The 20,076-nt window shown below is 49.6% G+C and carries 21 protein-coding genes; all 21 read left to right on the forward strand.

Features of this window, described 5'->3' with window-relative positions; all coding sequences use genetic code 11:
- Positions 1-18: 18 nt before the first annotated feature.
- Positions 19-1,362 carry an aspartate aminotransferase family protein gene (locus ACRQV7_RS09935; protein ID WP_444658003.1) on the forward strand — a complete coding sequence of 448 codons (1,344 nt, stop codon included), beginning with the start codon at positions 19-21 and terminating at the stop codon, positions 1,360-1,362.
- Positions 1,363-1,401: 39 nt separating this feature from the next.
- On the forward strand, positions 1,402-2,211 hold the full coding sequence (phnX, locus tag ACRQV7_RS09940; protein WP_444658004.1) for a phosphonoacetaldehyde hydrolase: 810 nt from the start codon (positions 1,402-1,404) through the stop codon (positions 2,209-2,211).
- A gap of 35 nt (positions 2,212-2,246) precedes the next feature.
- Entirely contained in the window at positions 2,247-2,978 is a 732-nt protein-coding gene (locus ACRQV7_RS09945; RefSeq protein ID WP_275713678.1) for a GntR family transcriptional regulator, read from the forward strand.
- A 323-nt stretch (positions 2,979-3,301) separates the two neighbouring features.
- Positions 3,302-4,357: an extracellular solute-binding protein gene (locus tag ACRQV7_RS09950; RefSeq protein ID WP_444658005.1), complete on the forward strand. Its 1,056-nt coding sequence runs from the start codon at positions 3,302-3,304 to the stop codon at positions 4,355-4,357.
- Positions 4,357-5,220, forward strand: a complete 864-nt coding sequence (locus ACRQV7_RS09955; protein WP_444658006.1) for an ABC transporter permease — start codon at positions 4,357-4,359, stop codon at positions 5,218-5,220. The genes ACRQV7_RS09950 and ACRQV7_RS09955 overlap by 1 nt, the downstream gene beginning before the upstream one ends.
- Entirely contained in the window at positions 5,208-6,077 is an 870-nt protein-coding gene (locus tag ACRQV7_RS09960; protein ID WP_444658007.1) for an ABC transporter permease, read from the forward strand. Before ACRQV7_RS09955 ends, ACRQV7_RS09960 begins: the two co-directional genes overlap by 13 nt.
- On the forward strand, positions 6,074-7,219 hold the full coding sequence (locus tag ACRQV7_RS09965; RefSeq protein WP_444658008.1) for an ABC transporter ATP-binding protein: 1,146 nt from the start codon (positions 6,074-6,076) through the stop codon (positions 7,217-7,219). Before ACRQV7_RS09960 ends, ACRQV7_RS09965 begins: the two co-directional genes overlap by 4 nt.
- Before the next feature lie 44 nt (positions 7,220-7,263).
- Positions 7,264-8,082, forward strand: coding sequence for an alkaline phosphatase family protein (locus ACRQV7_RS09970; RefSeq protein WP_444660261.1), 819 nt, complete (start codon positions 7,264-7,266; stop codon positions 8,080-8,082).
- A 537-nt stretch (positions 8,083-8,619) separates the two neighbouring features.
- Positions 8,620-9,072: a GNAT family N-acetyltransferase gene (locus ACRQV7_RS09975; protein WP_275713683.1), complete on the forward strand. Its 453-nt coding sequence runs from the start codon at positions 8,620-8,622 to the stop codon at positions 9,070-9,072.
- 105 nt (positions 9,073-9,177) lie between these two features.
- On the forward strand, positions 9,178-9,522 hold the full coding sequence (locus tag ACRQV7_RS09980; RefSeq protein ID WP_275713684.1) for a GNAT family N-acetyltransferase: 345 nt from the start codon (positions 9,178-9,180) through the stop codon (positions 9,520-9,522).
- Positions 9,523-9,701: 179 nt separating this feature from the next.
- Positions 9,702-10,616, forward strand: a complete 915-nt coding sequence (locus ACRQV7_RS09985; RefSeq protein WP_275713685.1) for a hypothetical protein — start codon at positions 9,702-9,704, stop codon at positions 10,614-10,616.
- A 110-nt stretch (positions 10,617-10,726) separates the two neighbouring features.
- Entirely contained in the window at positions 10,727-11,641 is a 915-nt protein-coding gene (locus ACRQV7_RS09990; RefSeq protein WP_275713686.1) for a CPBP family intramembrane glutamic endopeptidase, read from the forward strand.
- 209 nt (positions 11,642-11,850) lie between these two features.
- Positions 11,851-12,615, forward strand: a complete 765-nt coding sequence (locus ACRQV7_RS09995; RefSeq protein WP_444658009.1) for a GNAT family N-acetyltransferase — start codon at positions 11,851-11,853, stop codon at positions 12,613-12,615.
- A 184-nt stretch (positions 12,616-12,799) separates the two neighbouring features.
- Positions 12,800-14,287 carry an MBOAT family O-acyltransferase gene (locus ACRQV7_RS10000; RefSeq protein WP_444658010.1) on the forward strand — a complete coding sequence of 496 codons (1,488 nt, stop codon included), beginning with the start codon at positions 12,800-12,802 and terminating at the stop codon, positions 14,285-14,287.
- A 246-nt stretch (positions 14,288-14,533) separates the two neighbouring features.
- The gene (locus ACRQV7_RS10005; RefSeq protein WP_444658011.1) at positions 14,534-15,556 is read left to right on the forward strand and encodes a hypothetical protein; all 1,023 of its coding nucleotides are present in this window, start codon (positions 14,534-14,536) and stop codon (positions 15,554-15,556) included.
- Between the two features lie 501 nt (positions 15,557-16,057).
- Positions 16,058-16,552 (forward strand): GNAT family N-acetyltransferase, encoded by a 495-nt coding sequence (locus ACRQV7_RS10010; protein ID WP_275713692.1) that lies wholly within the window; start codon positions 16,058-16,060, stop codon positions 16,550-16,552.
- A gap of 198 nt (positions 16,553-16,750) precedes the next feature.
- Positions 16,751-17,344: a lactate utilization protein gene (locus tag ACRQV7_RS10015; RefSeq protein ID WP_275713693.1), complete on the forward strand. Its 594-nt coding sequence runs from the start codon at positions 16,751-16,753 to the stop codon at positions 17,342-17,344.
- A 389-nt stretch (positions 17,345-17,733) separates the two neighbouring features.
- Complete coding sequence (locus ACRQV7_RS10020; protein ID WP_275713694.1) at positions 17,734-18,048, forward strand: PadR family transcriptional regulator; 315 nt, start codon at positions 17,734-17,736, stop codon at positions 18,046-18,048.
- Positions 18,041-18,412, forward strand: a complete 372-nt coding sequence (locus tag ACRQV7_RS10025) for a DUF1048 domain-containing protein (protein WP_275713695.1) — start codon at positions 18,041-18,043, stop codon at positions 18,410-18,412. The genes ACRQV7_RS10020 and ACRQV7_RS10025 overlap by 8 nt, the downstream gene beginning before the upstream one ends.
- Positions 18,409-19,170: an ABC transporter ATP-binding protein gene (locus tag ACRQV7_RS10030; RefSeq protein WP_444658012.1), complete on the forward strand. Its 762-nt coding sequence runs from the start codon at positions 18,409-18,411 to the stop codon at positions 19,168-19,170. Before ACRQV7_RS10025 ends, ACRQV7_RS10030 begins: the two co-directional genes overlap by 4 nt.
- Positions 19,171-19,941, forward strand: coding sequence for an ABC transporter permease (locus tag ACRQV7_RS10035; RefSeq protein WP_444658013.1), 771 nt, complete (start codon positions 19,171-19,173; stop codon positions 19,939-19,941).
- Positions 19,942-20,076: the final 135 nt, after the last annotated feature.

The following is a 20,076-nucleotide window of genomic DNA, read 5'->3' on the forward strand; positions in this document are numbered from 1 at the left end:
GGGGAGCAGAGAATGAATATGGAAAACCGTTGTCAAACAGAGGGAGACACGAACCTGTCGGAACTGCGCCTTACATGGCAGGAGAAATTTCTGAGCACGGAAGCAGCGGACCTGATCGAAAGGGATCGCAGGGCTTTTTTCTCCCAGTCCCTTTCAACTCCCTGTCTCAACGCCGTGCAGAGCGCCGCCGGCATTTACCTGTATGATCTCGACGGAAGGAGCTACATGGACTTCCATGGAAACAGCGCCCATCAGCTCGGCTACCGCAACCCATATGTGATGAAGGCGCTGCGCGCGCAGCTTGAAGACCTCTCGTTCGTGCCGCGCCGCTACACCAGCGAGACACCGGTCCGCCTTGCGGAACAGCTGATCGAGCTTTGGAGCGGGGGGCCCGCGAAGGTCCTTTTCGCGCCGGGAGGCTCCGAAGCGGTGGAAATGGCGGTCAAGCTTGCCAGAAGATACACCGGACGCTATAAAACCATTTCCATGTGGGATTCCTTTCACGGGGCTACCTTAGGGGCCATTTCCGTGGGCGGCGAAAGAGATTTCCGCTGCGGAATCGGTCCGCTGCTGCCCGGAGACATCCATATCCCCCCGTATAATTCCTTTCGCTGTGTGTTTGGCCGCTGCGGCGACTGCGGCCTGAAATGCCTGGATTATCTGGAATATGTGCTGAAAATGGAAGGGGACGTCGCCGCGCTGATTATGGAGCCGGTAAGGGCCACGGATGTGCAGATTCCTCCCGCTGAATATTTTGAAAGAATACGGAGCCTTTGTGACCATTACGAAATTTTATTGATATTTGACGAAATTCCCACCGCTTTAGGAAGAACGGGTACTTTTTTTGCGCACGAGCATTTCGGGGTCAGACCGGACATGGTGATTCTGGGAAAAGGCCTGGGCGGAGGCGCGGTTCCGTTTGCCGCCCTGCTGGCGGACGGACGTTTCGACTGCGCGGGGGACATTTCATTGGGACACTTTACGCATGAGAAAAGCCCGCTGGGAGCGGCGGCGGGGCTGGCGGTAATCGAATGCATCCGAAAGGAACATCTGCTGGAGCACACGGCCGTACTCGGCAGCCTGATGGCGCGGCGGCTGAAGGATATGCAAAAACGCAATCCAATCATCGGCGACGTGAGGTGCATCGGTTTGCTGGGATGTCTGGAACTGGCGTCGGGCCGGAAGAACGGAGAGCAGGCGGTCCGGATGGCGGAGCGCGTACTGTACCGCTGCCTTGAAAACGGGCTGAGCTTCAAAGTCTCGAAAGGCAGCTGCATCATCCTCTCCCCCCCGCTGATTATTACGGAGGAGCAGCTTTGCCGCGCCCTCGACATTTTGGAACAGGCCATAGCCTCGCAATGAAAGCCGCCTCAGAAATTTTATGAATAAGGGGATTTAACGATGCAAAAAGAAAAAATTCAAGCGGTAATCTTTGACTGGGCGGGAACGACGATCGATTATGGATGCTTCGCCCCGCTCGGCGCTTTTTTGGAGACATTCAGAAGCAGCGGCGTGGAGATTACGCTGGAAGAGGCGAGACAGCCGATGGGACTTTCGAAGATCAACCATATCCGTGCGCTGCTCAGCATGCCGAGAATAGCGGCTTTATGGAAGAAAAAATATGGAAGGCTTCCGGAGGACTCGGACGTCCGGAAGCTGTATCAGCAGTTTGTACCGGCGCTGACTGCGGTCCTGGGCAATTATTCGGAGTTGATTCCCGGTGTCGTGGAGACAGTGGAGGAACTTCGCAAAACCAGTCTGAAAATCGGTTCCACGACGGGATATACCGACCAGATGATGAAAATCGTCGTCCCGTCGGCGGCAAAACGCGGATACGCCCCGGACTGCGTTTTTACTTCGGACGGGCTGCCGGCAGGCCGCCCTTACCCGTGGATGTGCTATCAAAATGCCATTCGGCTCGGCGTGTACCCCATGCGCCGCATGGTGAAGGTCGGGGATACCGTCAGCGATATTCAGGAAGGTGTCAACGCCGGCTGTTGGAGCATCGGCGTCGTGGAAGGCAGCAGCGAGCTTGGCCTGCGCCTGGAAGAGAAGGCTCTTATGAGTCCAAAAGCGTTTCAGGAAAAATGTGATGCTGCAAAGGCTCATTTTCTAAGCGCGGGGGCCCATTTTGTGATCAATACCCTGAAAGAGCTGCCCGCTCTGACAGAAAAGATCAACGGTCTGCTTTCAGAGGGGCAAAACCCCTGATAATGGGCGCGGACATTGAAGGGAGAGTGAGATTGATGAGCGATGGTCACATCGTGAAAACGCAGCTGATGAAATTGAAGATTGCAGATTACGTGATGGGTTATATCCGTACCCACAGGCTGTCCACGGACGAAATGCTGCCCTCGGAAAACTCCCTTGCGACCCAGTTTGGCGTCAGCCGCAATGTCGTAAGGGGAGCGCTGGACCATTTGCGTTCTCAGGGAAAAGTATACGCGCGCAAAGGGAAAGGCTTTTTTGTCGCGGAAAAGCAGCAGTTCATCGTCTATCAGCAGGATGTCAACGTCGGCTTTTCGGAAACATTTCAGGAGCCGGTATATCGCTATGAGAGTAAATTGCTGGCATGGACGCTGATCCGGGCCAAGCAGGTTGAAAAAAACATTTTCGGTCTTTCGGAGGGCGACCAGCTTTACCGGCTGAAAGTTCTGCGGTCCGTCATGGGTCTTCCCCTCGCCATCTGCTACTCTGAAATCCCGCAAAGAATGGTGCCGGAGCTGGAGCAGTATCTAAACAGCTTTTATTCGCTCAACGATATTCTTGTCGATAAATATGGCTACGCGCACCCGATCTGCAAGAGCGTGGCGGTCGAAGTGGTCCTGCCCACTGTTTCGGAAATTCATCTGCTCGGCATTGATGCCGGCATCCCCCTGTTAAAGGAAACCAATGTATTCGAGGTACCCGGCGGTCCTGTGGAATATTTTCAGGTTTATGCACGGAGCGACCGGTTTAAGCTGAAAATTAATTTTTAGCGATCTGAAGCCCGATACGGAAACTTCCCGTCTGCGCGGGCTTCCCCTGTATCGGCGGATCAGAACATATTCGCTTTTTGGGACGGCAGCATCCAGCTTGGATGCTGCCGTCCTTTTACCTGCGGAAAACCCTCAGCGACGTACTGAAGCAATACGCTGCTGCTAATCGGTACGGAAATAGAGTTAACTGGTTTTTTACATCGATGGGTTGGCGCTTTAACATATGAACCCTATGATTGAAACATCGATGACCGAGCGTTATCGTGAAATGGCGCCTTTGGACCGGTTACAAGAATTTTGACTACTGAAAGCGGGGTATAAAAATGCCAGGATTTTGGAAAAAGACCGGCTGTCTGCTGACGGCCGCAGCTCTCATGATGACCTTTGCCGCAGGCTGCTCCGGCAGCGCGGGGACGGCTTCAGCCGAGAACAAGATTATTACTTATGGACAGCCCGACGATTGGGCAAACTGGAAGGAAATGTTCGCGACCTTCAATGAAAAATACGGAACCACGCACACCGACACCGATATGTCGAGTGCCGAAGAGATTCAGAAGTTCGGCGCGGAAAAGAACAATCCTGTTGCGGACACGGCCGAAGTCGGCATGATGTGGGGACTGGTCGCCGTGCAGCAGGGCGTTACCATGCCGTATAAACACGCGAATTGGGATAAGATCGGCGACTGGGCCAAGGATAAGGACGGAAACTGGTCCGGGCTGTACGTCGGGGTCCCCGTGTTTTTGGTGAACATGGATATCGTCAAGAATGTTCCGAAGTCATGGAACGATTTGCTGAAGAGCGATTACAAAGACATGGTCTGCATGTCAAACCCGCAGACATCGGGCTCCGGACAAAATATGGTTCTGGCCGCGTCGTACGCCCTGGGCGGAAGCGTCACCAATCTTGACGCGTCCATGTCCTATTTTTCGAAGCTCCAGAAAGCGGGTAATATCAAGAATATCTCCGTGTCCGTCGCAACACTGCAAAAAGGAGAGGTTCCGATTTACATTGTCTACGATTTCCTGGCAAAAGGGTATCAGGAACAGCTGAAAGGGCAGGCGAATTTCTCCATCGTGTTCCCGGAGGAAGGATCTATCTGGGCGCCGGGTGCATTGATCATCAATAAATGGTCGCCTCACCCTGACAACGCGAAAAAATTCGCGGATTTTGTATCATCGGACGAAGGACAGCTGATTTTTGCAAAAGGGTATGCGCGCCCGATCCGCTATGTGGAAGGCAGCCTGCAGATTCCGGATGAAATTAAAAGCAAGATGCTTCCGGACAGCTTTTACACGAACTGCGGGAAACCGGCCGAATGGGACAAGGTGGCGCCGGATGTGATCGCAGCCAGGTGGACAAAGGAGGTTTTGGGACAGTAATGGTCAAAATGGAGCAGGAACAGAGTCTCAAAAGCCGGAAACGGCATGTCGGAGGAACCCTCCCGTACCTCCTCGCATTGCCCTACCTCATCATCTGTGCCCTGTTTTTGGTTTTCCCTGTGATCTCCATCACCGTTCACAGCTTTGACAGCGGCCTGAACGGCTGGATTGCCGTTGCGCGCAACAGCACTTACGTCAGGGCTTTTCGGGGCAGCTTCCTTCTCGCTTTTTGGACGACGGCGGAGGCTGCCGTCATCGGGGGGCTGCTTGCCCTGTTCTGGGCGCCAAAGCTGTCCAAGCACAGCTGGTTCCTTGCCTTTGTTAATTTTGGCGCCCACAACGGCGGTGTGAGCCTTGCGTTCTCGTTTATAGCGACGCTGGGAACAAACGGGATGCTGTCCCTGCTGCTGAAACATATCGGAATCGGGATGCTTGCCGATTTTAAGCTGGTAAGCCTTTCCGGGCTGCACTGGGCCTATCTTTCCTTTCTGGTTCCGTTTATGTGCCTGATTTTTATGCCGGCAGTGGGATGCCTGAAACCGGAGTGGCTTGCAGCCGCCCGCACCCTGGGCGCCGGAAAGCTCCGCTATTTTCTGAAAATTGCGGGTCCGGTTCTGCTTCCCTCGTTTCTCTCCTCCACCACACTTGTTTTTCTTCAGGCAATGGGAACTTACGCCACTGCCCAGGCCATCACCGACAACCGCATCAACCTGATTACGCTTCAAATCGGCTATTTAATGCAGATGTCCGTTTTTAACCGGTCCGATGCGGATATTCTTTCGGTGGTGCTGCTTTTAATTATGATCGTTACGACCTGTATTTATGATGTTTTTAATAAGAGGGCTTCAAAATGGATTGGATAAAAACCGGAGGATCTTCCGATACGCGGCCGATTTCCCGGAAAGCTAAGCGTGACAGGTGGGAACGGATCGGGTTTTCTGCGATTTCGATTTTCTTCCTGCTGTATCTTGGCGTTCCGATCCTTGCAACGGTGCTGTTTTCCCTGTCGGGAAAGTGGACCGACACCGTCCTGCCGCAGTCATGGTCGCTGAATGCCTATTCCATAATTTTCGCCAGCGATGAATTTTACTCGTCTCTGTTCCGAACGATTTTTCTTTGCCTGGTTGTGGCGGTCCTGGAGGTCGCTGTGACAATCCCCGCCGTCTTCGCAATCAAAATTGGAAACGAAGGCCTTGGAAGGCTGATTCAAATACTCTCCATTATTCCAATAGCCCTGCCGGCGGTGGTGCTGGCTCTGGGTTCCGTCAAGTTTTACGGCGCGACGGTCCCCGCCCTGCTTGGCACCCCCGCCCTCCTGATCGGGGTTCAAGCCGCGTTCGGTCTGCCGTTCGTGTACTGGACGATCTTAAATGCATTTCAGGCTGTCGATGTGGTGGAGCTTTACAACGCCGCGAGGACTCTCCGGTGCGGAACTTTGGAATTTATCATCCGGATTATGATACCCTCGCTGAAAAAAGGGATCGTCATCGCAGCAGTCATCGCCTTTGCGAGTACGTTTGATAATTTCGCGCTCCAGCAGCTGATTGTGGGAGCCGGCTGGGAGACCTTTGCGATGTATCAGTATAAATACTTTACCATGGACGGGCATGTAGTCAGTACGCTTTCCGTGATTGGGATGCTGATCATCTTTATCATGTCGTGGATTGCGGGTTTCCAAAGCAAAGCAAAAGGAGAAAGGAAGGAGGAAGATGCTCTTTGAATCATCTGAAACTTACGGACATTGAGAAACACTATGGAAAAGTCCGTGTTTTAAATCAAATCAATCTGGAGATCAGCGAGGGCAAAATGGTTTGTTTGCTCGGGCCCAGCGGCTGTGGAAAAAGCACGCTGCTGAAAATTATCGCGGGGCTGGAGATGCCTGACGGCGGCGGCATCGAGTTCAAGGGAGTGAACTGGGGCGGTTTGGACGCCAAAAAGCGCCGTGTCGGGATGGTATTTCAGCATTATTCGCTGTTCCCCAATTTAAATGCGCTGCAAAACGTTGCGTTTGGATTGGAAATGAAAAGAATGCCCCGGAAACAGTCCCAAAAGGAAGCGGAAGAATGGCTGGAGAGGGTCGGACTTCAGGACTTCAGAAACCGGTATCCGCATCAAATGAGCGGCGGGCAGCAGCAGCGGGTCGCGCTGGCCAGGGCGCTTGCGCCCAGCCCCGGTCTTCTTCTGCTCGACGAGCCGCTCAGCGCCCTTGACGCGGCGGTACGGCTTTCGCTGCGCGGCGAAATCCGCAGGCTCCAGCTTCAGCTTGGCATCACGGCTGTTTTTGTAACTCATGACCAGGCGGAGGCTCTTGCGATTGCCGACCGGGTGGCGCTCATGCGGGAAGGTTCCATCGTGGAATATGACGACCCGCAGACCATGTATTCCAATCCGAATTGTTTTTTTACATCTTCGTTTATCGGGGTGGTTTCCGTTATGGAGGGGACGATCGCATCCCTTAGTCCTCCCATTGCGAAAGTATGCAGCGGTATGGTCGCATTGCCGCACCTTGACGAGAAAAAAGCGGAGATCGGCAGAAAAATCCGAATTGTCATGCATGCCGAGGACATAGAGCTTTCCGAAAGTTTCAGTGAAAACGGGCAGATCAACCATCTGCGGGGACAAATCTACAATTTGGATTTTCTCGGAAAGACGAAAAGATATACCATCCGTTCGTCCGATGGAAACACTTTTTTTGTTGAGGTACACGCCAACGGACATACGGATCTTCAGATCGGCCAGACGGTGGAAATGATCGTCAGGCCCGAGAATATGCATGTCTTTGATGCGCAGACCGAAGAATCCCTGAAGAATGTCGGCGGGCAGGAAAAAAGCCTTGGGAACGGATTGCTGAATACTGGATGAAACAAATAGAATGGTATTGTCAGGAGGTTCATAAGTTGGAAAAAGTGCTTTTTGTTCTAATCGATGGTCTGAACGCGGAAACAGCGTTTCGTCATATGGGTTTTATGGAGCATCTCGTGGAGGCGCGCATAGCGTCGAAGTATGTTGTCAGGTCGGAACTCCCATCGGTTTCCCGGCCGTTATATGAGGTCCTTATGACCGGAACGCCGGTATCCGTCAATCAAATCGCTTCAAATGAAACAATCCGAAAATCCACTCAGGAAAATCTTTTCCAGATGTCGGCGGATGCCGGTATTGCCACTGCCGCCGCTGCTTATTATTTTTTCAGCGAATTATATCTTCATGCCCCGTTCCATCCGCTGACGGACCGGTTCCACAGTGATTCCGCATCGGCGATCCAGAACGCCATGTTTTATTATGACGACAGCTACCCGGATTCCCATCTGTTTCTTGACGCGGATGAACTGATCATCCGCCATAACCCGGGATTTATTCTGGTGCATCCCATGAGTGTGGATTACGTCGGCCATCAATTCGGCGGAGAGAGCGGAGAGTACTGCAAGGCGGCTTTTAACGTTGATTGTATCCTGTCCCAGTTTCTGCTCAAATGGGCTGAAGAGGGATACAGCGTGATCATAACCGCTGACCATGGGATGGGCAGGGACAGAATCCATGGAGGAACCAGCGCAGAGGAAAGAATGGTTCCAATGTATATCATCAGCGACCAAGTCGATGCGGCGGATTACAGCGATCAGACGGTGGCCCAGCTGCATATTGCACCCCTTGTCTGTAAATTGCTGGGGCTGCCTCTTTCGGAACGCATGATTGAACCAAAGATTCCCGGCCTGCGTCCGGCTGTCTGAAGGATGGGCTGCAGGACCCGGCCGGCTCAGACTAAAATGAAATATCATAAAAGCAAAGGGATGCGTAAAAGTCAATATCACCCGTAAAATGAAGTGATGACCTGTAAGCAGACAGAAAAAACACTGTTTACTTACAGGTCATACTTTTTTTATAGGATGAACGCGCGCGCACTTCTGCGGCGGGCGTGAGGACTTTGTCTGGGGAGAACCGATTTATAACTCCACGGCGTCACGATCAGCAGTCTGGACCCGCAGACGCCGGACTACCGCGCCGACCAGACCGGAGGCCTCCGTCTCCAAAGGCGGCTTTACATGAGCGCGTCTCCTTTCGTCTTTTCTATCATTTTAGTCAAGTTGCCATTGAGGAAAATAAAGGGAAGTGATAAAATATAGGCAGATTCAATTTATTTTGGTCTTTTTTACCTGATTGACTGTTGAACTTGATCGGTTGCCTCGAAGATTGGATGAATGAAGGTTTGGCTAAATTATTCATAAACATCTATATAAACAATAAATAAAAATGAAGGATGGAACAAAATGGAGCTTATAGTAAAAAGATTTGAAGAGTTAACAGTTGAGGAATTGTACGAGATTCTTAAGATAAGAGTTGCCGTATTTGTTGTTGAACAAAATTGTCCGTATCAGGAGATCGATGGCAAGGATAAACGATCATTTCATGTGTATTTAAAAGATGATGATGGAATACAGGCATACTTAAGAGTTGTTGATAAAGGTGTGTCCTATAATGAGGTATCGATTGGCCGAGTGATTGCCGTGAAAAGACGGCATGGCATAGGCAGCGAAATTCTCTCAGAAGGGATAAAGGTTGCGAAAAACAAATTGAAGGCGACTGCTATAAGAATAGAAGCGCAAACATATGCAAAAGGATTTTATGAAAAGCAAGGATTCAAACAGGTTTCAGGAATATTTCTTGAGGATGGAATCCCTCACATCCAGATGATACTTGATTGCGTCTCCCCTACCCTTTGAGCTTATGTTTTATGAGATTAAGAACACACATCATTAATCCGCAAGAGGGTAAGAAAATGCCCGCCATTTGTAACAATTAACAGCATAAAAGAAGATCTGATAATATTGCCAAAGGGTAAAACCCTGGAAGATAAATATTACATTGGCTTTTATAAAGATGGATCGCTTGTCGCAATAATGGATTTGATATCCGGGTATCCCAATTCGAAAACAGCATTTATAGGTTTCTTTATGACGGATCAGCAAGTGCAGGGAAAAGGCGTCGGGACCGCCATCATTACAGAAGTTTGTCATTACCTCAAAGAAACGGGCTTTTCTGCTGCAAAGCTTGCATATGTTAGAGGGAATTATCAAAGCGAAGCATTTTGGATCAGAAATCATTTTGAAAAAACGGGCGTCGAAGTGCCCGCAGAAAGTTATGTACTTGTGGGAATGCAAAGATATTTGTAGAAAAATAATTTGTAGGACCGGGCATGTTGGGCATCTAAACCGCTATCAGCCACTTGGGCTCTTACAAACAAATGGGATTCAGACTATGAAAACAATTGTTGTCTCCCCTCTATTGTGAATTTCGCAATGTGTTTACACACTGTAAAGAGCTTTATTATTTATAAAAGGGAGTGAAACGAATGCGAAAAGTAAAAACACTTTTCCTGTTTCTTACCATAGGAATTTTTTGTATCTTTTTTACACCTTTGTGTGTTGCCTATGCTAATTCACCTCCGCCTCCGAGTTATTTTTATTCGTACGTAACCAATGCAGATGAAAATGTAAGGTATATTGATATTCTGATTAAAATAGACAGTAACAACGAATATTATACGGATTTGAATACGGCAAATGCGAGTGCTCATGGCTTTAGCCGTTCAACACCTATCGTAGCTTACAATCAGGACGGATATATGAGCACATCTTTCCATTGTAAAGATGTGCAATCAAGTCCCAACAGCCAACAGTCCAACTCAGAGTTGACAAAAGATATGATACTGAACAATGGGAATAAACCGATCAGTACTATGACGAAGACTATCAAAATCGCCTTGCTTGACAGGGATGGGAAACTCCTGAAGGTCTCCAATGCGGTAAGTGTAACGCCAACCGATGATGATACTTTTCCACGCACAGTCAGATATAATGCAGGGAGCGAAACGCCGACCATAGAATTTTCGCCGTATTATCACGGCTACAGCGCTATGGCTTTTTCGTTCTTATTCATTTTGGCTTATTTGACCAGAATGACGATATCCGTTGCGATAGAAGCTTTGGTCGCTGTTCCATTTAAAATGAGGCCGCTCCGGAAAGTTGTCGTGATCAACATTGTCACTCAAATCATACTTTTTGCTTTCATCAGATCCGGCACGGTTAGTTATACCGATTCAGTAATTATCGGCGAAATATTTGTTTTCATTACTGAATTTGTGGCATACTTGTTCTTGTTCAAACATATTTCCAAACCCAAGCTTGCCCTGTATACAGTAATTGCCAATACAATATCTCTGGCCGTTGGTCTGATTTTTAATTATTTTCATTTTCTCATTGGATAGGACATAACGCGAAGTGAAATAAGGTTACTATGTTTGTGTGCCGTCTCCCCTATCTTCTGACCTTCTCCATTCTGTCTATGAAGCTCAGCTTAAACAAGGAGGTTCAATATATGGAGTCGGAAATTGAGGCAAAAAATTTCAGGACCACAGTGACGAAAGTTGCGTTGTGTTTGATTTTATCTGACGTCTTCATCCAGATGGTGTTGGCGCCAGTAGTTTATAAAATAATTTTAGCGGCAGGCGGTACTACAAATGGGTTACCTTCCAGAGTCATATGGGTGGCTACTGGGTATATGTTTAACTTTCTTGTTGTTTTTCCGCTGATTGGAAAAATTCTACATATTCATTTACTGCACCTTTGGAATAGCGCTAAAGTTGACGTAAAGAATATGAAGTATTATATTCCAGTAGAATATACCTTTGCAGCTATTGGCCTGTTTTTGTTTTGTATACCCCTTTCTGCCCTGTTTCAGCGAGCCGGTCTTCAGTCACCATCACATTCTGAAATAGGTAGCAACGGGCCCTTTTTACTTACTATTTTGCTGATAGTCATTGGGGTTTTTATTGCTCCACTGTCAGAAGAAATACTTTGCAGGGGGCTGTTGCTTTCTGCTTTTGCTCCATATGGGAAATGTTTTGCTATCATCATGTCTTCTGTTTTTTTCTCACTCGGTCACGGAAATTTCACCCAACTCTTTCAAACATTTCTTTTTGGGCTTGTACTTGCATATGTTACATTGGAAACCGGAAGTATAAAAAGCGCCTATATCCTGCACGTCATCAATAACGGTTTGACCTTAATTCCCAATACCATCGCCATTTATGTTATTATTGCAATTTTAGGAGGCATTGGTATTTGGGTGCTGATAAAAAAGCGGCAGATGATTCTAAAAAACTTGCGTAAGGAGAAGGAAAATTTTGTTCCCGTGGAACATCGCATCCGCAGATTTTTTAGCAATCCATTGATGCTGTTCTATCTTATTTACTTGATCGCCAAGCTAATTCTTTCCGTGCAGCCGTTATGATTTTCTGTTTTATATACGAATCTTCCGATATATACCACCCAAGGAAAAATCGAGGGCATCTCCATCCTTGACTCTCGGGGTACATTAGCAGCCGCTTATGGGTTGAAACGAATCGCTTTCTGCAGGAGAATTCCGAGATCCAGCCCAGCTACGGCAGTTGTTTCGCCCAGCGGGTCCGGAATGTGAAATATCAAAAAGAAGGTGTGGCAATGGAAAACATCATCACCGTAACAGCGGACAACATTGATCGCGAGCATATCTGCTGCGCCATCTCCGACAAGAAGGGCGAAACCTGTGTATCCTCCAAAAAGGCGTGGATGAGAGATTGCTTTGCGGATGGCCTGGTGTTCCGGAAGCTAAATGTTCGGGGAAAGGTGTTTATTGAGTACATCCCCGCAGAGAAGGCATGGTGCCCCATCGGTGCACAGGGATATATGCACGTCAACTGCTTTTGGGTTTCGGGGCAGTATAAGGGAAAGGGCTACGCCGACCGTCTGTTGGAGGAGTGCATTCAGGATGCCAAATCCAAAGGCTGCTGCGGCCTCACTGTTGTCGCCTCGGAGAAAAAACGTCCATTCCTGTCCGACCCGGATTATCTGAAACACAAAGGCTTTTCAGCTGCCGATACCGCTGCGCCCTTTTTTGTTCTCTACTGCCTGCCGTTTACCGGGAACGCTCCTGTTCCGAGGTTCAGAGACTGCGCAAATCAGGGCAAAATCGCCGAAAAGGGCATGGTGCTGTACTACACCAACCAGTGTCCGCACACCGACAAATATGTGCCGATCATCGTCAGCCTTGCGAAGGAATGCGGAGCGGAAATCAGCGTCCACAAGATCGCGACGACCGGGCAGGCACAATCTGCCCCCACGCCCTTTACCACCTACAGCTTTTTCTATGACGGCAAGTTTGTGACCAACGAGATTTTGGGACCGGCAAAATTTGAAAAATTTCTCGATCAGAGGAACTTTAGCTGATGACAGCAAATTATCCCCGCTGGCCTATTGGCTGACGAGGATTTTTTTATTTCTAAGGATATATGTAAAAAAGATTACAAAAAGATTACAATTGTTAACAAAATGTTTGCATTTTTATGATTTAATAGTAAAGAAATCAATCGGGTCGGGATACGGGCCAATTGCAGGTTTAGGAGGTGCTTTTTTGTCGTTCATCTCGCTGGAGTTTTTTCTGTTCTTTTCTGTCTCGACGGTGGTATATTTTGTCCTCCCCCACAAATTCCGGTGGATTTGGCTGCTCGCGGCCAGTTATTTTTTTTACATGTGTTATCATCCGTGGTACGCCATCTTTCTGGGCGTTTCCACGCTGGTCACCTACGCGAGCGGGTTGCTGATCGGGGAATCCGCCCGGCTGGCGGATCCCGGCAGAGCGGCGCGGCAGAAGAAAATCTGGGTCGCCCTGAGCTTCTTCATCAATATCGGTATTTTATCCGTCTTCAAATATCTGAACCTGTTCAGTCAGATCGGCGCGGGCATCCTTTCCCTGACGGGTGTTCCCGTGGCCGCGGCGCATTTCGACCTGCTGCTGCCGGTGGGAATCTCCTTCTACACCTTTCAGGCTCTGAGCTACACCGTGGACGTTTACAGAGGGGACGTTCCGCCGGAGCGGCATCTGGGAAAATACGCGCTGTTTGTTTCCTTCTTCCCACAGATCACTTCCGGCCCGATCGAGAAATCGAAGAACTTTCTCCGCCAGCTGGACGAGGTACATATTTTTGATTACGACCGGGCCAGAAGAGGCGTCCTGCTGATGCTGTGGGGCTATTTTCAGAAAATGGTCGTAGCGGACCGGCTCGGAGTTCTGGTTGATACGGTATACGGAAAGCCGGCGCAGTACTACGGACTCGCCTCCATCGTTGCCGTCGTCTTTTACACGTTCCAGATCTACTGCGATTTTGCCGGCTATACCAATATCGCCATCGGTGCGGCGGAAGTGATGGGCTTCCGGCTGACCACCAATTTCGACCGGCCGTATTTTTCAAGGTCGATTCAGGAGTTCTGGCGGCGCTGGCATATTTCGCTGGGCTCCTGGTTTAAGGATTACCTGTATATCCCGCTCGGCGGGAGCCGGTGCTCCGCGTTCCGCCGCTGCCTGAATCTGATGACCGTGTTTGTGGTCTGCGGCCTCTGGCACGGGGATTCTGTCAACTTTCTGATCTGGGGCGCCCTGCACGGGTTTTATCAGGTGGTCGGGCTGCTGTCGAAGCGGCTGAGAAAAAATGCCCGGGAGCGCTTGGGAATTGGCGAGAGTTCCGCCTGGTACCGGGCTTTGCAGACCGCCGTCACCTTTTTGCTGGTCAGCTTTGCATGGATCTTTTTCCGCGCGGAAACGCTGCCCGACGCGGCCGCGATGATCGGGAATCTGTTCCGGTTCAATCCGGCGTCCCTGTGGGACGGCTCCCTTTTCAACCTCGGCCTCACGCAGCCGGAATTTCTGGCCGCGGTCCTTGGGATTCTCGTCGTGGCAGCGGTGGACTTTATAAAAAGGAAATGGGACCTGCGCAGCGCCGTGCTGGGCAGCAATGCCGCGGTGCGGTGGTCGGTGTATCTGACAGCCGCCCTGACGCTGGCCGTCTTCGGCACTTACGGGTCGGAATATAACGCCCAGCAGTTTATTTATAGCAAGTTTTAGGCCCGTTCGCAAATCAGGAGCTGGACGATTTACGTCCGACCGCGTCAAAAATGCCCGGCATACGGGCAGGCTGAACCTGCATGCCCGTTTCGCACATCGCTTGCTTTGAAGCGTATTCAAAGCGAGGAATACAGAAAACCCGTATGGAATAGGCTATCAACGTGAGCACCGTAGGCGGGTAAGGCACTTTGTGTCTGAAAATCCGTCAATTTTCAATTTACGAACAAAGCCAAGTGGAGGAAACGAATGCGTAAAAAAATCATTGGAAAAAGTTTGCTTTTTACTGCCCTTCTGGTTGTTCTTCTCGCCGGGCTCAGCCCGATTTTCGTTTACAAAACGGAGCACCGGGCAAAGCTGGAAGAGGGCCTGTACCTGTCCGACGACCAGTACGACGTTGTTTTTATGGGTTCCAGCCATATGAACGGCGGGCTGGACCCAAACGTCATCTGGAACCAGCAGGGCATCACCAGCTTTAATTATGCAACGGGCGGGCAGCCGCTTGATGTGACCTACTACTTATTAAAAGAAGTCTTAAAGACGCACAAGAGTCCTCTTGTCGTTGTGGACTTATTTTATCTTGGCATGACAACCCAATACGGGGAATCCGGGTTAATCAGCAACACGGTGGACAATATGCAATTTTCAGAAAATAAGCTGGAGACCATCTGGAACTGCATCCCTCCGCAGGACCGGATTGCGTATCTCCTGCCGGTCCTGAAATATCATTTCAGATGGTCGTCCCTGCAGAAGAAGGATTTCGGTTTCGACGTTGCGCCTCTTTACTACTCAAAGGGGTTTGCAGCCGGGACCGACCGGTACGGTAAACCGAATTCCGAGTGGAAGACTACGGACAACCGGATCGATATTCCGGAAAAGTCCTTGGAATACCTGAATAAAATTATCGATCTGTCAAAGACGGAGAACTTTGACCTCATTTTTATAAACATGCCCTGCGACTACAGCGAAGCTGAAAAAGAAAGCGATTGGGTGAACGACTGCGAGGCTCTGTTCAACACGGTCGCGGATGTGGCGGAGGAAAACGGGATTCCGTTCCTCGATTTCTATGATAAGAAGGACGAGGTCGGGCTGGACTTTGCGAACGACATGAACAATGCGGGGCATCTTAACCTTTGGGGCGCGTACAAAATCAGTTCTTACTTCGGGAATTATCTCGCTCAGAATTATGATCTGGAGGACCATCGGTCGGACAGCGCTTACGCGCAGTGGAATGAGGATTATCAGTACTCCCAGGCCGCTTCGGTCACATGAGTCCGAATTATACCGCTGTGCCGGGTCTGCCCCTGCTCAATCGATAAAAATTGCGCCCTCCTGACCATGACGGCCGGGAGGGCATTTTTATTTTAAACCGTAGAATGTACCTCGGCATTACATCGGCCACTTGGCCCGATGTGAGAATGGTCATTTATCCGCAAGTATTTTTTCGATAATTTCCACGGCAGTATGTCCTGGATAGAAGTGTCGTTATATCCCTTTTCAAAGAAAAGAACGGCAGCTTGATTTATAAATTCTTTTCTTTTTATGTTTGGGTCTTTTTTAGGTCTCGCCATACGACTGCTCCTCATTATGATAGTTTATAGAATTTGTTCTATAAACTATCATATATCAGATTTTCGCTGATGTCAATGTCGCAAGTGCCCCTGTCTTCCCTTTTGCTCGTTTGCCAATGCCGAAACCTTTATTTTATGAAGGAAAGTGTGTTATTATTAAAGTAAAGATAACTAAATTAAAATTCAGGTGAGAAGGGCAGTTATGGGTATTACCGTTAGAGAATTTACACGTGAAGATATTCCGGCTATGATTATAATTTGGAATGAGATCGTTGAGGACGGAATTGCTTTTCCTCAGACGGAGCTTTTGGAGGAAAAGAACGGCATGGAATTTTTTGAAAGCCAGTCTTTTACCGGGGTGGCAATTGAGCAGGAAACAGGTAACCTGGTCGGGCTGTATATCCTGCATCCAAACAATGTAGGCAGATGCGGGCATATTTGTAACGCGAGCTATGCTGTAAAGGGCGATGAACGAGGAAAGAGAATCGGTGAGATTCTGGTTTTGCACTGTATTACTAAGGCGAAGGAAACTGGCTTTAAAATACTGCAGTTTAACGCTGTCGTAAGCACAAATACTGCAGCTCTCCATTTGTATAAAAAGCTGGGATTTGTCCAGCTTGGTGTCATTCCCGGGGGATTTCTCATGAAAGACGGAAGCTATCAGGACATCATCCCGCATTATTATGTATTGCAATAATAATGAAGGTCTTACCTATAACACCACGCAGGACCTGCGGTGGCATCCGAATCCGATTACCGACGCCGTTTGATGGATGGCCTATCCGCTAAGAGGCATGATGAGAGTGTTGCATGAACGGCCCTGTACGCCTGTGGTATAATATAAATAAGAAAACTCTCAGCTTTGAGAGATAAAATGATTTCGGGAGTGACGGCAATGGAGTATTCCATGATCAGGCAGAATTTTGAAAAGCATGGTTTTTCAACTCAGCTTTTTTCATCGAAAGAAGAAGCGAGCGATTATCTGGTGAACACCCTCCAGCGTCAAACGATTGGATTCGGTGGAAGCGCGACTCTGAAGGAAATGGGACTGTTTGAGGCTTTACAACAAAACAATGCCGTGGTATGGCACAATAAGGTGCCTTCCCGGGACGTCCGGCGCTTGGCCAACTGCGCAAATATCTACATAACCAGTGCAAACGCCGTGACTGAGTCCGGAGAGATCGTCAATATCGACGCGACGGGAAATCGTGTTTCCATGACGGCTTTCGGTCCCGAAACATGCTACTATATTGTGGGGAAAAATAAAATCACAGCAAATCTGAGTGACGCAATCTACCGCTGCAAGAACGTGGCCGCCCCGAAAAACGCCAAACGGATGAACGCAAAAACCCCCTGCGCCAAAAATGCGGACAAATGCTATGATTGCAACAGCCCTGAGCGGATTTGCCGTATAACGACCATTATAGACCGTGCCCCGATGGGCATGAAGTGTGAAATCATCTTTATAGACCAGGAATTAGGGTTTTAGCAATGCCCATTTTGGGTATTCCCTGTTTTGGCGTTGATGGAGCGAAGGCCTTGAACCGCTGTGTTAAGAGAAACAAAAACAAAGAAAGCACAATCACCTGCACGAGTCCCGCTGTCTGCTGTTTTCCAGCAGACAGCGGGATTTCTTGATATTAACGGTACAATCATAGAAGCAATGTGACAGGAAATACCAATACGTGAGGGGATAATATTTGCCGGCGTCCGGCGGACTGCTGTTTTTCATCCTGCGTTATAGATGGAATTCATTACTAAAGTAAGTGCTATTGACAAAGCATCTATTCCGTGTTACTATATAGCAGTAATAAGTATCACTCCATACAAGTCATACATAATAGTAAAGAAGGGATTATACTGGAAAACCTGACGGAAATGCTCAAAGGCGTGCTTGAGGGCTGCGTCCTTGAAATCATAAGCCGTAAAGAAACCTACGGCTACGAAATCACGCGTCGGCTGAACGCCCTCGGCTTCACGGATGTTGTGGAGGGAACGGTGTACACCATCCTGCTCCGGCTTGAAAAAAGCAAGTTGGTAGAGATCACCAAAAAGCCCTCCGACCTGGGGCCGCCGCGAAAGTTTTTCGCGCTCAACGACGCGGGGCGCGAGGAACTGCGGAGGTTCTGGGAAAAATGGGAATTTGTCGCGTCGAAAATCAACCAATTAAAGGAGGAGCAATCAGATGTCTGAATTTTTCGATAATTATTTTAATATCAAAAAAATAATCGGGAGCAAACGCGAATACAAGCAGCAGATGGCAAGGGTGGAGGCTCTGCCGAAAGACTATCAATACGTATTTAAAAAAATCCAAAGTCACATGTGGATGTTCGCGGCGGGATCCGGCTATGACATGATGAAGATCCATTATGACCTGATAGAACTGTTCGAGGCCGGCGCGGCGGAAGGCAAGCCTGTTTTGGAGATTACCGGAGAGGATGTGGCCGCATTCTGCGACGAGCTTTTGCGCAGCGCCAGGACATACACGGAAGACTGGCGTGAGGCGCTCAACCGCGACATACTGAAAAAACTTGGAAAGGGTAAGGCTTCAAAATGACAGAAACCGCTATTCAGGTAAAAGGGCTGCAAAAGTCCTACAAAAAACTTCATGTTCTGAAGGGCGTGGATTTCGAGGTGGAAAAAGGCAGTATTTTCGCCCTGCTCGGTTCCAACGGCGCGGGCAAAACGACGATTGTCAAAATCCTCACCACACTGCTCAAATCCGACGGTGGGCGCGCCGTAGTGAACGGCTTTGATGTAACGAAGGAACCCGGCAAGGTCCGGCAGTCGATCAGCCTGACCGGGCAGTTTGCTGCCGTGGACGAGATTTTGACCGGGCGGGAAAACCTCATCATGATCGCGAGGCTGCGGCATCTTGTTAATTCGCGCCAGGTCGCGGACGATCTGCTGAACCGCTTCGGCCTGACAGATGCCGCCGACCGCAGGGTTTCCACCTATTCGGGCGGGATGCGCCGCAGACTTGACATCGCCATGAGCCTGATCGGAAACCCGCGGCTCATTTTCCTCGACGAGCCGACCACCGGGCTTGACCCCGAGGCGCGCATCGAAGTCTGGAAGACGGTCAAAGAGCTCGCCGACAATGGCACGACGGTGTTCCTGACCACGCAGCATCTGGAAGAGGCCGAGCAACTTGCCGACCGGATCGCCATCCTCCATGAAGGAAAAATAATCGTGAGCGGCACGCTCGAGGAGTTGAAAAAGCTGTTCCCGCCCGCGAAGGTGGAGTATATAGAAAAACAGCCGACGTTGGAGGAAATCTTCTTCGCAATCATCGGCAAGAAGGAGGAAAAATAAATGGAAGCGGCAAAGAACTACTTGTTCAGCGATATGAGCGTGATGCTTGGACGTTCCATGCGCCATATTTCCCGCAGCATGGACACCATCATCACGGTCTGCCTTACTCCGATAGCGATGATGCTGCTGTTCGTCTACGTGCTCGGCGGCGCGATTCAAGCCGGCACAGACAATTATGTAAATTATCTGCTGCCCGGCATCCTGCTGATGGCGATCGCGAGCGGCATCTCCTACACGGCTTTCCGCCTGTTTACGGATATGCAGAGCGGCATCTTCGAGCGGTTCCACTCCATGCCGATCGCGCGTTCCGCCGCCCTGTGGGGGCACGTGCTGACCTCGCTGGTATCCAACGTGATTTCGGTCGTCGTCATCATTCTCGTGGCGCTGATCATGGGTTTTCGCTCCTCGGCGGGAGTATTGTCCTGGCTTGCGGTGGCCGGGATCCTCGCGCTTGTGATACTGGCCCTGACCTGGATCGCGGTGATTCCCGGGCTGACCGCAAAATCGGTGGACGGTGCGAGCGCCTTCTCCTATCCGCTGATCTTCCTGCCGTTCATCAGCTCGGCGTTTGTGCCGACCGAATCGATGCCGGGGCCCGTCCGGGCCTTTGCCGAAAACCAGCCGGTAACTTCGATCGTGGATGCGATCCGCGCGTTATTGTTTAATCAGCCTGTCGGCAATGACATTTGGGTCGCGCTCGCATGGTGCGTGGGTATTCTCATTGTTGCGTATCTGTTCGCAATGAGGGTATACAAACAGAAAGCAGCATGAGATCCGGATATGAAACCTGACGGCAACGGCTTTGATTTACAAAAGCTATTGCCGTTATTTTTATGCAAGTACAGGAGTTAAGAAACCAAAGAATCCGAACTTCTCTCCTTTCGGAAAGAGGTTCGGATTCTTAAC

The sequence above is a fragment of the Caproiciproducens lactatisolvens genome (assembly GCF_052443335.1).
Classification (GTDB): domain Bacteria; phylum Bacillota; class Clostridia; order Oscillospirales; family Acutalibacteraceae; genus Caproiciproducens.

Coding starts and splice junctions, on each gene's coding strand:
- ACRQV7_RS10005 (WP_444658011.1), top strand. CDS start 14,534: ATGCGTAAAAAAATCATTGGAAAAAGTTTGCTTTTTACTGCCCTTCTG.
- ACRQV7_RS10010 (WP_275713692.1), top strand. CDS start 16,058: ATGGGTATTACCGTTAGAGAATTTACACGTGAAGATATTCCGGCTATG.
- ACRQV7_RS09975 (WP_275713683.1), top strand. CDS start 8,620: ATGGAGCTTATAGTAAAAAGATTTGAAGAGTTAACAGTTGAGGAATTG.
- ACRQV7_RS09960 (WP_444658007.1), top strand. CDS start 5,208: ATGGATTGGATAAAAACCGGAGGATCTTCCGATACGCGGCCGATTTCC.
- ACRQV7_RS09990 (WP_275713686.1), top strand. CDS start 10,727: ATGGAGTCGGAAATTGAGGCAAAAAATTTCAGGACCACAGTGACGAAA.
- ACRQV7_RS10020 (WP_275713694.1), top strand. CDS start 17,734: ATGCTCAAAGGCGTGCTTGAGGGCTGCGTCCTTGAAATCATAAGCCGT.
- ACRQV7_RS10030 (WP_444658012.1), top strand. CDS start 18,409: ATGACAGAAACCGCTATTCAGGTAAAAGGGCTGCAAAAGTCCTACAAA.
- ACRQV7_RS09955 (WP_444658006.1), top strand. CDS start 4,357: ATGGTCAAAATGGAGCAGGAACAGAGTCTCAAAAGCCGGAAACGGCAT.
- ACRQV7_RS10025 (WP_275713695.1), top strand. CDS start 18,041: ATGTCTGAATTTTTCGATAATTATTTTAATATCAAAAAAATAATCGGG.
- ACRQV7_RS10015 (WP_275713693.1), top strand. CDS start 16,751: ATGGAGTATTCCATGATCAGGCAGAATTTTGAAAAGCATGGTTTTTCA.
- ACRQV7_RS09995 (WP_444658009.1), top strand. CDS start 11,851: ATGGAAAACATCATCACCGTAACAGCGGACAACATTGATCGCGAGCAT.
- phnX (WP_444658004.1), top strand. CDS start 1,402: ATGCAAAAAGAAAAAATTCAAGCGGTAATCTTTGACTGGGCGGGAACG.
- ACRQV7_RS10035 (WP_444658013.1), top strand. CDS start 19,171: ATGGAAGCGGCAAAGAACTACTTGTTCAGCGATATGAGCGTGATGCTT.
- ACRQV7_RS09985 (WP_275713685.1), top strand. CDS start 9,702: ATGCGAAAAGTAAAAACACTTTTCCTGTTTCTTACCATAGGAATTTTT.
- ACRQV7_RS09945 (WP_275713678.1), top strand. CDS start 2,247: ATGAGCGATGGTCACATCGTGAAAACGCAGCTGATGAAATTGAAGATT.
- ACRQV7_RS09950 (WP_444658005.1), top strand. CDS start 3,302: ATGCCAGGATTTTGGAAAAAGACCGGCTGTCTGCTGACGGCCGCAGCT.
- ACRQV7_RS09935 (WP_444658003.1), top strand. CDS start 19: ATGGAAAACCGTTGTCAAACAGAGGGAGACACGAACCTGTCGGAACTG.